The organism is Candidatus Tenderia electrophaga (genome assembly GCA_001447805.1).
Lineage (GTDB): Bacteria > Pseudomonadota > Gammaproteobacteria > Tenderiales > Tenderiaceae > Tenderia > Tenderia electrophaga.
The window spans coordinates 2,511,195-2,527,287 of sequence record CP013099.1 but is presented as its reverse complement, the minus strand read 5'-3'; the positions used below and the strand labels follow the sequence as shown (position 1 = coordinate 2,527,287).

General features: G+C 58.7%; 14 protein-coding genes. All 14 read right to left on the bottom strand.

Annotated elements, in window-relative coordinates; translation table 11 throughout:
- Positions 1–84: 84 nt before the first annotated feature.
- On the bottom strand, positions 85–750 hold the full coding sequence (locus Tel_11660; protein ID ALP53740.1) for a hypothetical protein: 666 nt from the start codon (positions 748–750) through the stop codon (positions 85–87).
- On the bottom strand, positions 747–989 hold the full coding sequence (locus tag Tel_11655; GenBank protein ALP54846.1) for a hypothetical protein: 243 nt from the start codon (positions 987–989) through the stop codon (positions 747–749). The genes Tel_11660 and Tel_11655 overlap by 4 nt, the downstream gene beginning before the upstream one ends.
- Before the next feature lie 70 nt (positions 990–1,059).
- Positions 1,060–1,305: a hypothetical protein gene (locus Tel_11650; GenBank protein ALP53739.1), complete on the bottom strand. Its 246-nt coding sequence runs from the start codon at positions 1,303–1,305 to the stop codon at positions 1,060–1,062.
- A gap of 176 nt (positions 1,306–1,481) precedes the next feature.
- Positions 1,482–4,667, bottom strand: a complete 3,186-nt coding sequence (locus Tel_11645; GenBank protein ALP53738.1) for a cation transporter — start codon at positions 4,665–4,667, stop codon at positions 1,482–1,484.
- Complete coding sequence (locus Tel_11640; protein ID ALP53737.1) at positions 4,661–6,088, bottom strand: hypothetical protein; 1,428 nt, start codon at positions 6,086–6,088, stop codon at positions 4,661–4,663. The genes Tel_11645 and Tel_11640 overlap by 7 nt, the downstream gene beginning before the upstream one ends.
- Positions 6,085–7,395, bottom strand: coding sequence for a hypothetical protein (locus tag Tel_11635; GenBank protein ID ALP53736.1), 1,311 nt, complete (start codon positions 7,393–7,395; stop codon positions 6,085–6,087). Before Tel_11635 ends, Tel_11640 begins: the two co-directional genes overlap by 4 nt.
- A gap of 119 nt (positions 7,396–7,514) precedes the next feature.
- On the bottom strand, positions 7,515–7,943 hold the full coding sequence (locus tag Tel_11630; protein ALP53735.1) for a hypothetical protein: 429 nt from the start codon (positions 7,941–7,943) through the stop codon (positions 7,515–7,517).
- 105 nt (positions 7,944–8,048) lie between these two features.
- The gene (locus tag Tel_11625; protein ID ALP53734.1) at positions 8,049–8,696 is read right to left on the bottom strand and encodes a hypothetical protein; all 648 of its coding nucleotides are present in this window, start codon (positions 8,694–8,696) and stop codon (positions 8,049–8,051) included.
- Between the two features lie 8 nt (positions 8,697–8,704).
- The gene (locus Tel_11620; GenBank protein ALP54845.1) at positions 8,705–9,850 is read right to left on the bottom strand and encodes a cysteine desulfurase NifS; all 1,146 of its coding nucleotides are present in this window, start codon (positions 9,848–9,850) and stop codon (positions 8,705–8,707) included.
- 17 nt (positions 9,851–9,867) lie between these two features.
- Positions 9,868–10,938 carry a hypothetical protein gene (locus Tel_11615; GenBank protein ID ALP53733.1) on the bottom strand — a complete coding sequence of 357 codons (1,071 nt, stop codon included), beginning with the start codon at positions 10,936–10,938 and terminating at the stop codon, positions 9,868–9,870.
- Positions 10,939–11,092: 154 nt separating this feature from the next.
- Positions 11,093–11,713: a cation transporter gene (locus Tel_11610; GenBank protein ALP53732.1), complete on the bottom strand. Its 621-nt coding sequence runs from the start codon at positions 11,711–11,713 to the stop codon at positions 11,093–11,095.
- 11 nt (positions 11,714–11,724) lie between these two features.
- A complete protein-coding gene (locus tag Tel_11605) occupies positions 11,725–12,951 on the bottom strand; it encodes a hypothetical protein (protein ALP53731.1) in 1,227 nt (408 codons plus the stop codon).
- A 43-nt stretch (positions 12,952–12,994) separates the two neighbouring features.
- On the bottom strand, positions 12,995–13,783 hold the full coding sequence (locus Tel_11600; protein ALP53730.1) for a hypothetical protein: 789 nt from the start codon (positions 13,781–13,783) through the stop codon (positions 12,995–12,997).
- Positions 13,783–16,092 carry a hypothetical protein gene (locus Tel_11595; GenBank protein ID ALP53729.1) on the bottom strand — a complete coding sequence of 770 codons (2,310 nt, stop codon included), beginning with the start codon at positions 16,090–16,092 and terminating at the stop codon, positions 13,783–13,785. Before Tel_11595 ends, Tel_11600 begins: the two co-directional genes overlap by 1 nt.
- Position 16,093: the final 1 nt, after the last annotated feature.

The following is a 16,093-nucleotide window of genomic DNA, read 5'->3' as shown; positions in this document are numbered from 1 at the left end:
AGCAGTATTCCAAGCGGCCCTGCCAGCCAGTCTGAATGAGTGGTGCATTAGATTTCGCCACCGCATTGTTGCGAATTCGCGTGATCATTTAGCATGTTTTTGCAGATACGCCACAATGACCTCAAGTGTCTCCTGGTCTGGTACGGCTTTTCCCATGGCGTCCATGTTCCGTGTCATACGCTCGACAATGGTGGGCCATTCAGCCGCCGTATGTTGCTTTGGGTCAGGCAGGGCATGGCATTGTGAACAGGTGGCCATAAATGTTTTACCGGCGGGTGAATTCAAGTCTGTGTATTGCGTCTTGTCGATTGCTTGCTGGGCATGTTTTTGCAGATAGGCCGCCAGTATTTGTAATTCATTATCGGAGGGCGCCTTGATGTCATGCATCATCCGCATCATGTTACGGCCACTCATCATCTGCATACGCTGATTCATGCGATCAACCACTCGCGGCCATTCTTCCGCCGTGTGCATGCCGGGGCCCGGCATCTCATGACACTGAGTGCAATATTGCCCAAGCAGTCGTGCGCCGTTTGATGTGGCTTCAGGAAGATCGCGAGGCTCTATGCCCGGGGGCAGTTGAGCACCCATCATTTCTTTCATCATTCCTTTCATGCCGTCTCGACCCATCATCATTCCACCGCCCATCATGCCCGCCATGGACATGGGCGGGCTATACAAGCTCATCAATCCCGTTGCTCCGGCCAGGAACAAGGCCACACCGATGATCAAAGTTCGATTCCTTCTCATGGGTTTCCTCCTTCGATATCTTTTTTCATACGCTCGAAGGTCTCCCTGTCGACCTCGCCACGGGCATAGCGTTTTTTCAGGATGTCCAAGGGTGATTCATTCGAAGATAATTCATCTTTATTCCTTTCCATCACCCATTTGACGATCAACACCGCCCCGGCAACAACCAGGACCCAAAATAATATTGAAAAAAACCACATGCTACCCGTCATGCCCCAACCGGCCCCGTCATTCATCATGTCCATCATGGTTGTCTCTTCTTCCATTTGATTAACGGTGGGGCCTGTTAAGGCCCCACCTTCAGTAGCATCAGCCCTGTTTCTCGATGTCGGTAATGACAAAGCGGCCGTCCTTCGTCTTGATAAATTCAAAGTCCACTTTGTCGCCGACCTTGATATCTTCCAGCAGGTCCATATCATCGACATCGAAGAACATTTTCATACCCATCCAGCCGAGGCTCTTGATGGGGCCGTGCTTGAATTCGATCCGTTTACCTGGCTTGTCGATGGCGGTGACCGTGCCTTCGCCGTGATGACTCTGAGTGGCGGCCAGCACCAGGGGTTGATACGAAACATTATTAACCGGCGCGGCTCTTACCGGAAGAACAATCGCCCCCAAGTTCAAGCCCATGACGATGATGGATGTTGTTATGATGAGTGTTTTTTTCATTGTATAAGTCCTCTTGTTAATGAATTGTGATTTGTGATTGGAAAATGTGAGTTGGGAGCAGGTCATGTCATGGTCTTTCCCTCCCTGGTTACATGTAGGTGGCGTCCTTTCCAGATGGCGAAGATGGCGGGAAAGAGCACCAGCACGGTGACCAGTGCGGTGGCGATCCCCCCGACCATGGGCGCGGCGATGCGCTTCATCACGTCCGCACCGGTGCCGTCGCTCCAGAGGATAGGGATCAGGCCCAGTAGCAGTGCCATACCGGTCATGAGCATGGGGCGGATGCGCCGCCCCGCTCCTTCGGTGATGACGGCCACCAGATCCTGATGTGTTTGCAGTCTTCCTTCCGATTGCCGCTGGCGGTAGGCCATGCCCAGATAGAGCATCATCAATACACCCATCTCGGCATCCAGCCCCGCCAGGGCGATCATGCCGACCCACACCGCAACGCTGAGGTTGTAGTCCAGCCAGGCGAGCAACCATACCGCGCCGATCAGCGAGAAAGGCACCGCCAACAAAATGATCAGCGACTCCACTACTGACTTGCGGTTGATAAATAGCATAAAGAAGACGATGAACAGAGTCAGCGGCACCACCACCTTGAGCTTGGCCTTGGCGCGTTCGAAGTATTTGAACTGCCCGGCCCAGTCGAGGCGGTATCCGGCGGGCACGTCGGCCTGTTCCGCCACCACCTGTTTGGCCGCCGCCACGTAGTCGGCGATGCCGATCTTGTCGTTGACATCGACGAAGACGTAACCCACCAACTGGCCGTTCTCGTTGCGCAGCATGGGTGGGCCGGTACGGAAGTTCAGCTCGGCCAGTTGCACCAGCGGGATTTGCGCGCCGGTGGACGTGGGTACCAACACCCGTTTCAGCGCCTGCGGATCGTCACGAAAGTCGCGGGCATAACGCAGGTTGATGGCGTAACGTTCCCGACCTTCGACGGTCTCGGACACGGTCATGCCACCCACCGCCGCCATGATCACGTCCTCCACATCGGCCACGGTCAAACCGTAGCGGGCGATCTTTTTGCGGTCGATGTCGAAGTCGAGGAAATAACCGCCGCTGATGCGCTCGGCAAAGGCACTACGCGTATAGGGTGCGGTGCGTTCGTCGTTTTGCAGCGCCTGTTCGATGCGGATGCCGCTGGCTTCCACACCCTCCAGATCGTCGCCGAACACCTTGATGCCCAGGGTGGAGCGTATCCCGGTGGCCAGCATCTCGGTGCGGGTCTGAATCGGCATCCACCAGACATTGGGCATGCCGGGATAACGCAACTGCGCATCCATCTCGGCCAGGAGACTCTCCCAGGTGACACCCTCGCGCCATTGATCCTTGGGCTTGAAGGTGACCACTATTTCAGCCATGGAGAGCGGCGCCGGATCGGTGGGGCTGGTGGAACGGCCCATCTTGCCGAACACCCGCACCACCTCCGGGAACGATTTCAGTTCCTTGTCCATGGCATGCAGTACCTGGCCCGCCTCGGTAATCGACATGCCCGGCGGCGCGGTGGGCATATAAAGAATCGTGCCCTCGTTGAGCGGCGGCATGAACTCGTTACCCAAATCCATAAACACCGGCGCGGTGGCCGCCAGGGCGGCGATAGCACCGCCCACCACCCACCAGCGCAGCTTCACCGCCAAGCGCACAATGGGCGTATAGACAGCCACCAATGCCCGGTTGAGCCAGCTCTTGTCACCCCGGATCTTGCCGCGAATCAACAACACCGCCAGGGCCGGGGTGAAGGTGATCGCCAGCAGTGCAGCGAAACCCATGGAGTAGGTCTTGGTGTAGGCCAGTGGTTTGAACATCCGTCCCTCGGTACCTTCTAGGGCAAACACCGGTAGGAAGGAGACGGTGATGATCAGCAGCGAGAAGAAGATGCTCGGCCCCACCTCCTGCATCGCCTGAATAATGACAGTGCTGCGGCTGCCTTGTTCATTGGTTTCATGCCACTCTTCCAGGCGTTTATGGATGTTCTCGATCATGACGATGGAGGCGTCCACCATTGCACCGATGGCCACCGCAATGCCGCCCAGGGACATGATGTTGGCGGTGAGGTTCTGTCCCGACATGGGGATAAACGACAACAGGATGGCCACCGGCAAGGTGAGGATCGCGATCAGCGCCGAACGGAAGTGCAGCAGAAACACCATGATGACCAGTGACACCACGATCATCTCCTCGGTGAGCGTATGTTTCAGCGTATCGATGGCGCGCTTGATCAGTTCGGAGCGGTCATAGACGGTGACGATCTCCACCCCGTCGGGCAGCGCCGCTTGCGCCTCGGCCAGCCGCTGCTTGACCCGTTCAATGACCCCCAGCGCATCTTCGCCGTAACGCATCACCACCGTACCGCCGACCGCTTCGCCTTCCCCGTCCAGTTCGGCCAGACCCCGGCGCATGGCCGGGCCCAGACTGACCACGGCCACATCGCGCAGCAGAACGGGAATCCCATTCTTACCCAAACCAATGGCAATCTTTTCCAGATCGCGCTTGTCCTGGATGTAACCCCGGCCACGAATAAACTGCTCATGCCCGGCGATCTCCAGCACCCGGCCACCGACGTCATCATTGGAACGGCGCACCGCCTCGGCCACCTTTTTCAAGGGAATGCCGTAAGCGGCCAGCTTGTTGGGATCGATGTGAATCTGATACTCCTTGACGAAACCGCCCACCGAGGCCACCTCGGCCACACCCTCGACCGACTCCAGCCAGTAACGCAGCTTGAAATCCTGCAGGCTGCGCAGTTCAGCCAGATCGTGGTTGCCGCTCTTGTCGGTCAGGGCGTATTGATAGACCCAACCCACCCCGGTGGCGTCCGGCCCCAGCGTCGGGCGCACACCGTTGGGCAGTTTGTCCAGCGCCGAGTTGAGGTACTCCAGCACCCGCGAGCGCGCCCAATAGATGTCGGTGCCATCCTCGAAGATGACATAGACGAAGGAGAGTCCCATGAAACTCTGGCCGCGCACCGACCGCACGCCGGGTGCCGCCAGCAGGGTGGTGGTGAGCGGGTAGGTGATCTGGTCTTCCACCAGGTCGGGGCTGCGCCCCGGCCAATCGGTGTAGATGATCACCTGCACGTCGGAGAGATCGGGAATGGCGTCCAGCGGTGTATCGAGCAGCGCTTTGTACCCCCAGAAGGTCGCTGCAATCACGACGAGCAGAGTCAATAACCGGTTCCGCGCACAGTAGCTGATAAGCCACTCGATGGGACCATGGGTTGAGCTATCGGATCGATTCACCATGACTCGACCCCCGCCTTCAGCTTGCTCTCGGCGGCGATGAGGAAGTTGCCGGAGGTGACTACCGTGTCGCCTTCTTCCAGCCCCTCCAGCACCTCGATCCACTGGCGACTGCGCTGGCCGGTTTTAATTTTACGGGGCGCGAGACGACCATCACCGAGGTCGAGAAACACCACCCGGCTTTGCCCGGCAAAGAGCACGGCCGATTCCGGCACCACCAGGCGTTTGCCCAGGTTGGCCTTGAGCTGGACCTGAACATACATGTCCGGGCGCAGAAACCCGTCCCGGTTGTCCAGCACCACGCGCAGGCGGGCGGTGCGGGTGTCGCCCTCCATGAAGGGATAGAGGTAATCCACCGCGCCCTCGAACTCGCGGCCCTGTAGTTCCGGCAGTGTCACCCTGGCCTTCATGCCGGTCTCGATCAGCGGCAGCTCGTAGTCGTAGACCTGGGCCTGCACCCAAACGCGGGAAACGTCGGCGATGCGCAGCAGGCGCTGGCCCGCCATGAAAGCCGAACCCGCGACCACCGCCTTGTCGATGACCACGCCATCGGCTTGGGCGAGGATGGGCACGTATTCCAGCGCCCGGCCGCGCCTCTCCAAGGCCGTGATTTGCGTGTCGGTGATATCCCACAGGCGCAAACGGCGGCGCGCGGCCTCAAGGCGCTGTTTGCCACTATCGCCTTCGGCGCCGAATCGGCGCCGGGTCTCCAGGTACTCTTCCTGGGCGGAGAGCAGGTCGGGGCTGTAAACGGTGAACAAAGGTTGGCCTTTGCTGACCGGTTTGCCGATGGAATCGGCATACAACTCGCCGATCCAGCCGCTGAATTTCAGCGCCACATCGTTCAGGCGCGTTTCGTCGTAGCTGACGCTACCGGCGGCGCGCACCGTCACGCGCAAGGTTTTGCGTTTGACCCGCCCGGTGGTGACGCCGATGAGCTGGCGGCGGGCCGGGTCCACCCGCACCGTGCCGGGGACATCAACACCTGCACCGCCGCAGGTGGCACAGCGCAGCCCCTTGCGGCCGGTGGCCAGGTCAAAGGTGACACTGCCCTTACCTGCACCCGTCTCGATGTCGATGGTCAGCGGCCACTCGCCGCCCATGGAGGGTTCGAATTCACCTTCGTATCGCCCGGGCTCTGCCTCGGTCATCTCCGCTGGTGCGTACATGGCGGGCATGCTGCCCATGGCCGGCATCACCGCCACTGCTTTCAGGTTTGCACCACCCACCGGGTTATCGGCGCTGTCTTGCACCCAGACCGTGACCCGGTTTCTGCCGACTTTCGGCGTTTCCGGATTGATCTCCGCCCGCACCTTGAACGGACCAGCATCGAAAAATTCAGTGTTTTCGGCTGCGCCATGCACATCAGCCGTAACAACCAAAAACATCACCAGAATCAGACTGTTCAGATTATTGCGTTTCATTGTTTGATACCCCAGGATTGAATGCCTTGCAGGGCCTGCGGCCCGCCCACGGTGCGTTCCAACGCCGCCAGCCGCCGGTGGTGATCCGTTCGTGCCTGCTCAAGTTGGAGTTGGGCCTGCATCAGGTTTTTTTCCGCGCCGATCATGTCGAGAAAATTACCGCGGCCGGCCTCGTAATCCGAGCGGGCGGCCGCCAGGTTCTCCTCGGCGAGGGGCAGCAGCCGGTTTTGGTACAGGGACAATACATGCTCGCTCTCGCGCACCCGGTCATAGGCTTGTTGCACCTCGCCCATGATCTCGGACATCCTGGCTTGCCGCGTGAGATCCAAACCCATGAGTATGGCCTGCGCCTCGTCCTTCGCCGCGCGGTGTTTACCCGGGAGGGGAATGTTGATACCGACACCGACGGTGAAACGCTGCTCATCGCGCATCCACAGGCTGTTATATTCGGCGGCCAGACGGAAATCGGGGTAGAACTCACGTTCGGCGAGCGCCACCTGTTGCCGGCTTGCCTGAAGGCGCGCAGCCAAGGCGCGAAGTTCGGGGTGAACCTCCAGCACCGCCGTGCGCAGCTCAGCCACCGCCGGCAGGACGCCGGTATCCGGCAGATTCGACGGGGGAGGTAGCGGCGCATCGGGCTGGCGCTGCAACAGGGTATTCAATACCGCCAGCACCTCACGGCGGCGGCGCTCCAGTACGATGTCACGGTGTTCCAGCAGCGCGACTTCCACCTCGGCACGCAGGGCATCCTGTTTCGAGGCCCGGCCCGCCGAATATTTGATCTCCGCGTTGTTGCGGAATTCTTGCAACAGCGACTTGTTGATCGCGTTAACACGGATGGCCGCGTGCACGAAATACCAGTCGGCAAAGGCCGATTTGGCCGCTTCAGTGAGTTTCAGCCGGGTCTGTTCGATCCCTTCATGTGCGGCTTCGGACTCAAAGCGGGCGGCATCGCCGCGCAGCTCGCGTTTACCAGGCCAGGGCAGGTGTTGCGAAATCGAGAGCTTTTGGCCGAAGTCCATGCCGCTCGCCCCCGCGGTTTGCGGGGCGAAGGCATAGGACATCATGGGGTCATTGAGCGCCCCGGCCTGTTCAATGCGAGCTTGGGCCGCCTCCCAAGCCGCCTGCATGGCGGGAATATCCGGGTTACGGTTTAGCACGGCGTCTACCAGCCGTGCCGATGTCAATTGCGGTTCACGGTTAAAACCATCGTCCACAGGCGCGGCCATGACGGTATGCCAGCCGAAGGCCAGGCACGCCATGACGATCCCGGGCCGGAGCCACCAGAGAAATATTTTGTTGTACATAAAACACCTTCGTTGTGAGTTGCTTACAAGTCCGGGCCACGAGACGCGCGCAGCACGGCAAGCGCCAGGGTGCGAACCCAAACGCGACAAAACGCCCTAAAGGGCGAACGAAGGTGTGATCAGATGCGGAAGCGGTTGGTCAGCAGGTACGTGTCTGTGCCTGCAACATGAGGAGCTAAGGCGTGGGTAAAACGAAGGGCGTGATTGGCCGGAGAAAACTCCGGAATATCGAACGAAACAGGTATGGGCGGTGGCTGGGGGGCGTCGAGCAACAATACCTGCAGTGAATGGGATTCTGGGGCGATCGCCGTAGCATTGGGCATCGGCTCGTATGAGACTGCACAGCAGTTCTGCGTCTGCGTATCCTGCGAATCATGACAACCACCGCCCATGGCACAACCCATGGATCCCGGCTCGTCGCAACAGCAGACATACTGCACCTTGCCATCCATCAACTCACAGGCGAACGCCATCTGGAACTGCGTAAACAGCCCCAGCACCATCACAGTTGCAGTGACGAATCGGCGGAATAACGGATTTCTAATCATAAGCTGATTCTATCTATCGTCCATGCGGCGGGCAAGTTAAATAAACAACCGCTAAATAAACAACAAACCCTGGCTAGTATATTGTGATTTGTTTTGGGGTAGCCGTCATAACCGGCGCTGGATTTTCACTGCAAGAAAACCTCCGTAAGGGAGACGGGTCGGCAAGCACCGTTCTATTGTGCGAGAGAACAGATTGCCGCCGGGCAGGAAAATGGCGCTGCGGATTTCAGTTTCCACGGTTGGGGCGAAAGGCTCAAGCCATTGTCGCACGTCTCTGGTGCCGTCCCAGCGCGCGCCCTTGTACCCACCCTGATCATGTTTGGCGTAATACAGCAGACTGTGACGATTGAGTAATCCCAGCACGACTGCGTGGCGGGAGACGCGCTGCATCTCCGCAATGGCCAGCGTCGGTGGTTCGATAAAACACAAACTGGTGATCGCACTTGCGTAATCGAAGGCATGATCCCTGAAAGGGAGGCGCAACGCTGATGCTTGCATATACTGAACGTTTGCACTGCGCGAGTTGGCGAATGCCAGCATGGCTGCGTCTGGATCGATGCCGGTGACATGCAGACCTGAGTCGGCGAATCGCCGCGAAAAATACCCCGTGCCACAACCCACATCCAGCAGCGTGTCGCCGGATGTCGGGCGCAGCAGTCTCATTAACAGCGTGAACTCGGCCCGGCCGATCCAGGCACCTCGCGGTGTACGATACCAGGCCTCGTAGGCTGCCGGGTCAATGAACCTCCTCATGAGTTGAGTCACCGGAGCTTCGCGCTATCCTGCCACACAGTGATTAGCGCCTTGGCGGCTTGGCCGATTTCTTCTTCAGTGGTTTGCATTCCCAGAGAGAGCCGCACGGCGCCGCGCGCTCGCTCGGGTGTTATCCCCATCGCCCCTAGTACGCCGCTTACTGCCTCGCCCTCCTCGTGACAGGCTGAGCCCACCGAGGCGGCCACGTCGTTCGCGGCATCGGCCAGCAGTTCCCGGCCGTCCACATTGGGAAAAGAGAGGTTGAGGGTGTTGGGTAGGCGCTGCTCAGGATGGCCGTTCAACAGGAGGTCGGGAACGGCCTCTGCAAGCTGTCTGTGTAGCGTATCGCGTATTTCACGCAGATGCAGCATCTCATTCGCTCCACGCTCGGTCGCCAGACGGGCCGCTTCACCCAGGCCGACAATGGCGGGTACGTTCTCGGTGCCCGGTCGCAGGCCATGTTCATGGCCCGCGCCAACCAGGACAGGCTGGATCGGCGTGCCCTTACGCACATAGAGGGTACCGACACCTTTGGTGGCATAGAATTTGTGTCCCGCGATAGTCAGTAGATCAACACCCAAATCATTAACGAAGACAGGGATCTTGCCCATGGACTGGGCGGCATCCGTATGCAGCACGATGCCACGCGGGCGGGTGATGGCGGCGATCTCCTCGATGGGTTGGATGGTGCCCACTTCGTTGTTGGCGTGCATGATGGAGACCAGTACCGTGTCATCCCGCAAGGCATTGGCCACGTCAGCGGGATTCACCCGGCCGTGACCGTCGACTGGAATTACGGTCACCTTCCAGCCCTCTTGTTGCAGGTAGCTGAAGGGCTGGGCCACCGAGGGATGCTCCACCGCACTGGTGATCAGGTGCCGACCCTTGTGACGCAAGGCGCGGGCCACCCCACGGATCGCCAGGTTGTTGGCCTCGGTGGCGCAGCCGGTGAAGACGATCTCGGTGGTTTGCGCGCCGATCAACTCCGCCACCCGTTGCCGGGCTTGCTCCACCGCCTCATGGGCTCGGCGGCCGTAGACATGGGTGGACGAAGGGTTACCGAAGTGCTGGTGCAGATAAGGTTCGATAGAATCCGCCACCTGGGGATCAACCGGGGTGGTGGCGTTGTAGTCGAGGTAGATGGGCAGTTTCATTTTTCCCCCTTTGTTGATCATAGATTGACTTCGGTCACGGGCAGGCGTTGCCTGAATACGTCATAGGCGATGGGCTCCTTGTTCTCATAGCCGATGCGTTGGCGGCGCTTCTCGTCCAACAGGTGATAGCGCACCACCGCCTCGACGGCGACGGCCTGTTGCTGGTCTGGAAACGCCAGGTGATAACTTCGTTGCTCGCCGTGAGGCAGGCGGGTGTCCCAAAGATCGATGATGAATGGCCGCCACATGACAGTGCGCTTGAGCAGGTGATCTTCCTCTTTCAGCACCTTGCCCTTTGCATCGAGCAGGCGTAACTGCACTGTCAAATGGCGGTCGGGCGTGCCGGTGGGCACATAATGCGCGGCGCCGCTGTTGGTGATGGCCAACTCAAAGCGGTGTTCGCCGGCGGCAACGCCGGCGGTTTCCTCAAAGGAGATGGTCAAGGCCTGTTTCACCATCGCCGGCTCATGGCCGCCGCGCCATAAATGCCGCCGTGTTGCGCGTACCTTGCCGCCGGTAACCAGCGGACGTTGCAGCAAAGGCATATGGCAGTCCACACAGCCCAATGCGGCAATGGTGTCCGTCGTCAGATTATCCACGTCTTTAACGCATTGCTTGCCCTGGTTTGTCTGGATTTCCGCCACCGTTCCACAGGGCGGGAACTTGAAGAAGGTGTCCCAGCGCTCGCCGGACACCACATGGCAGCGCACACATACCCGGTTGGGGTTGTCGATCCTTTCCACCGGATGCGGCGCGTTGCTATCACCATAGACGCCGAGAATCTTGCCGTCGCGCAGGTGGCACACATTGCATGTCACGCCCTCATGCTGAAGTTCGGCATCGAAATCCGGATTGGGCGCCAGTATCGGGTCCCATTTTTCGCTGTCACGAAAACCGAGCACCTGGTGTTCCTGCTGACGGTCCAGCGGGATATGGCAGTTCTTGCAGACCTGCGGTTTGTCCTCGAAACGCCAGTCGACCTGAAAGTAAGGGTCGGTCCAGGCCTGGCTGTGAATCGTGGTGGCCCATTCGTCATAGAATTCACGGTGACAGGCGGCGCATTCTTGCGCGCTCAGCGTTTGAAACATAGTTGGTGCGTTGCTGGTATCAATGGGCCGTTCAAATGAAGGTGATACTACGAAGATGTTCATGGGGCGCACGAAGCGCCAACCGAGAAATAGGATGAAGATCGTCAAGAGGAGAATAAGTATGACGGTCCGCTTCTTCATCCCCGCTCTTGGCCTAATCATGCCGAACCTGTAGTTCTATGACCGACTGTTTCAGCACATGGATGGCAGAGTGCAGAAACAGCAGCGCGATACCCAGACCGACAATCACATCCGGCCACATCGACCCTGACACCGCCACGCCGCCCGCCGCCGCCAATACTGAAACGTTAGCGATGATGTCATTGCGCGAGCATAACCAGGTTGAACGCATGTTGATGTCGTCATGACGGTGGCGCAGTAGCAGAACCAAACAGACGCTATTAGCGGCGAGCGCTATGAATCCCACTGTGCCGATGACCGGCGCTATTGGGAGCACCGGCTCGAACAGCTTATCAAGTACCTCCAGGAGTACTACGATTCCAAAGGCCGCCATAATCAAGCCTTTCAGCAAGGCGGCGATCGCTCGCCAGCGCTGGTCCCGAGTGATCACCCATAGGCTGAATCCATAGACCAGAGCATCGCCGAGCATATCCAGCGAATCGGCCAGCAGAGCAGTCGAACGGGCAATGAGACCGGCACCTGACTCAACAAAAAACATGAGCGCATTAATCACCAGCACAATCTGCAGCACATGCCGCTGGCGCTTGCCCAAGGCGTCGAGTTCGCAGGCTTTGTCTTCACAACAGTTTGCCATCACTCCTCCTGTCAGAAATCGAAGCGGACTGAGAGGTAGATATTGTCGTTCTTATCGAACTGACCGAGGAAAGTGGTCTTTTTGTTTCCGCCAAAGAAATTTGCTCCCAGTGTTGCAGACAACTCGTCAGAAAATTGATAGCTCATTTTCGGCTGAATCAGATAATCATCATCTGCCGGACTGTAGAAGGTGAACAGACTCAGCCGCAGGGTCTGATGCCGCAGCAGCTGTTCTAATCGCAGGGTGACAGTGTCGCGGGAACGGCGCTGCACGGCAAAGCCAGCTGGTAACGTTTGTTTGTATTGATCATAGTCCCGCATGATCTCCGTGTAGTACTGCAGGCCGAGAGTGAGGTCCTGTTTGAGCTGGCGCTGATAGCCGATCAGAAAACGCGATTGGGAGTTGGCGATAGTAGGATCGTTGCCGTCGCGGTCATCTCGTGAGTCGTAATAGCCCACCTCCAGGCTCAGCACCCCGCCGAAGGCGTTGCCCTGGGCGCTGGCGCCGTAGACGTACAGTTCCGGATAAAACAGCTCGATCTGTGTCGGTGCGGTGAAGTCATCAGGCCGCATGCCCGGCGAGCGCCAGAAACCTTTGTAGAGATAGGCTGCCACGTCGAAGTCACGGGCGCGGCGGTAGAGCCGCAGGGCCAACTCACTATTATCGTAGGTCGAGGCAGGCTTGGTTTCGCTGCGAGTGGTAACCGGGGCTAGTGGGTCGTAGAGAAAAAAGCGTGCCGGGGTGGGAAGGGTATCGGGAGTGAAGAACGGGATGAGTATAACATCCGCATTGATCATTTCACCGCTAAAACGGAGCCGCGCGCCATCCACCCCGATTTTCAGATATTCCAGTGGCCGGCCGGAGAAGAACGACACCCAGTTCTTGGGAAAGACATCGTTGATGAACAGCAGGTCGCCCACGCCCCAGGTGGCGATCTGCCTGCCCAGGCGCAGGTCGACTTTATCCGTTGCATAATCGACATAGGCCTCGCGCATATCCAGTTCAGTTTCATCGTCCACAGAATCGTGAAACAGGTCGCCCTTGAAGCGGGCGGATGCCTCTATCTCATCCGCCCAAACCGAGACATCCAGGCGTAAGCGCTCCTCGCCGAGCAAAAAATCGCTGTCGCTCTGTGCCGGTCGGTCATCCGTCATGCGGCCACTGTAATTGAGCAGCAGGAAGCCGTGGGTCTCTACATCGGCGGCCTGGCCTGGCGATGCTGTCAGCAGCAGAACCATGGCTAGAGCAAAAATTGAGTGGTCCCACACTGCCATCATGGTCCTACTCTATCCACGCCCGTGGCGGGCGGCGCATGCGTCGTTCACTGAAGTCCTTATCATCAAGCCCCAGATCGTAGGAGATCCTGTCGAACATCACCTCGGTGCGGTGGCCGGTCTTGAGGTTTTTCATGCTGCGTTGTGTCACTGTCGGCCAGCCGTTAATTGCTTCGATCTTGTCGGCGGTGAAGACCCGGTAGAGCTCATCCTGGGCATCGTAATAGCTCTCTTTCAGCGGCAGCAGGGTCTGCTTGTCGATCCATGAGATGCGCCTGGTGTATTCCACCACCTCGTTGGGAATGCTCTCGATAACATAGGCCTCCCTGTTGTCCAGGGTCTCTTCGCGCAACAGGGTGTGATTGTCGTCGGCCACATCGCGGCCCGAGACATCCTCGTAGGTGAAGTCCGAACCGACGAAACTGGAGCGCTTGTCATCGGCGGCGATGCGCCGCACCAGGTCGACGGCGGGGATGAAGATCCAGCGCTGGTCCTCCTTCACCGGGTCCTTCCACACCATGAAGGTCATGCGCCGCACGTCCCCCGGTTCGTGGAAATAGATGAAATACTTCTGCTCGCCGCCTTCTACGGTGTCGCGCCTGAGCATGGTCATCACCCGCTTGCGCGTGCCGCCGTCAGCGTCGATGAGTTGCATGGTGACTTTTGCCTGCATATCCCCGGCGGCGTAGTAGAAGGCGCGTTGTGACTGTTCGATGATCTGCTCAGCACTCATGGTTTGGGAAAAAGCGGAGCTGGAAAACAGCAGCAGGATGACGTTCAGGAACAAATGTTTCATTACTTACCTCCGGTGAGCAGACGTGGACCCAATAAGTGTAAAGCCGCCGGCAATAAAAACAGGGTGGCGAGGGTGCTGAACAGCATCAGCAGGGCGAAGAAGCTTCCCACGGTCACATAGGGCAACAGGGTGGAAGCCACCAACGGCAGGAAACCGAGGGAGATCACAATCGCATTGCGCAGAATAGCGCGCCCCGGTTCACCGCACATGTAACGGTGTGTCTCTTCCAGGTCGCCGCTTTGCCGATAGTGGGCGCGAAAGCGCATCAAGTAGTGGATGGCGAAGTCGATGCCCATCCCCAGGGCCAGCGATGAACAGACGGCGATGGGCATGTCGTAGTCCTTGCCCAACCAGCCGATCAGGCCATAAGAGAGCAGGATTGCCACCGTCAGCGGCGTCATGGCCAGCAATCCCAGACCCAGTGAGCGGAAGGCGATCACCATGACTACGAACACCACCACGAAGCTGCCGAGGATGGCTTTGAGCATGCCGCTTACCATCAGGTCCTGCCAGACCTTGTTGATATAGGTCAGCCCCGACCATTTGACGTTGATGCCTGTCGGAGGTGGGTCACTGGCTGTAAAGGTTTGCAGATGGTTCTCGATGACCTCCATCTGCTGGTTGTCGCCGCCCTTCATCTGCACCCAGACGGTGGCCTGGCGCGCCTCGCGGTCGACGAAGTTGTCCAGGTCGTTGGGGTCACCGGAGGACTGGAACAGAAACAGGAACTGGCCAACCGCATCGGCGGTGTCCGGGATGCGGTTCCACTCAGGTGCGTTATCGTGGAGAACGAAGTTGATGCGCTTGACGATGTCAGCCACCGAGGAGGTCTTACCCACCAGGGGATCGTCTTCGAGATGGGCCTGCAAACGGTCAATCCAGGCCACGGTCTGCGGCTGTTTGATGGCCTCGGGTTCATCACTTTCCACCACAACATAGGCCATGTAGGTACCGCCAAAGAGACGGTTCATCACCGTATCGGCCACCCGCATGGGATGGCCTTCCTTGAACCAGTTGACCGGGTTGTCATTGACCTGGATGCGCGTCACTCCAGCAATACCCACGGCGATCACCACTAGGCTAATGATGAGCACAGTGCGGTGATGGGAAAAGGCTATATGCCGAATCGGTGCCAGCAAGCGGTCGAGCCGGGAGTGCTCTTCCTGTTCACGCGGCAAGGCCTTCTTTAAACGTTCGTCACTCATCAGGCTGATGATGGCAGGCACCATGGTCATGGAAAACAGCCAGGCAGCCATGATGCCAAAAGCGACGAACAGGCCAAAGACCTGCACCGGGGGGATGGCAGCCAGGGCCAGGGAGGCGAAGCCCACCGCCGAGGTGAGCGAGGTCAGCAGCATGGGACGGTAGAGTGGTTCCATCGCCTCCAGCAGGGCGCGGCGTTTATCGCCCACTTGCCGATAGCGGTCGAAGAACTCGCTCAGCACATGCACATCGTCGAGGATGGCGATAGGCATGAGAAAGACCGGAATCATGGAGCTCATGATGTGTACTGTATAGCCGCTGCCGATCAACAAACCCATAGTCCAAATGACGGCGAACATGGCGTCGAGGCCGATGGGCAGCAGGAACGGCCCCTGACGGAATAGCAAGAACACCAGCAACAGGATCACCATGAAGGCCAGCGGTGCCACCACCGCCATTTGTACGAACATCTCATGGCCGAAGGTGTCCTCGGCCACCGGCAGTCCGGCCAGATGGTAGTGTTGCCCTGGCAGCAGCTCTTGTTGCAGCACCGCTTCGATTTCACCTGCAATCTGGAAGCTCAAGGCCTTTTCCCGGATCGGTACGTAGAGGGCCAGCGCGCTGCCGTCACCTGACGCAATCTTTTCGTGCAAGAAGGGGTTGTCGGCGATGTCGCGGCGCATTTGGGCAATGGCCTCTTCGGAGCGTGGTGATTCCCGCATTACCGGATGGATGTCCAGCAATCCGCCCGCCGATTTCACGTTGTCCGTAGTGGTAAGACTCACCACATCTTCGATGATCACGCCCTTGATCTTGACGATGGCATTGATGGTGCGCTTGACACTCTCCAGGGCCTCGGTGCGAAAAATACCCTGGTCGTCGACGATGCCCACCACGATCAGATCGTGGATGCCAAACTCCTTTTTGACACGGTCGTAAAGGACACGGTCGGGCTGGTTGGCTTCCAGCATGTTCTCCGGATCGGTGTCGATGGTGATCTTGGGAAACTGCAACAGGAACAAGACGGTGATCAGCAGGGTCAGGCCGATCACCGTCCTGGGGCGGTCGAGGGAGAATTCAGTCAGGCGGCGTAGGTTCATGATCATT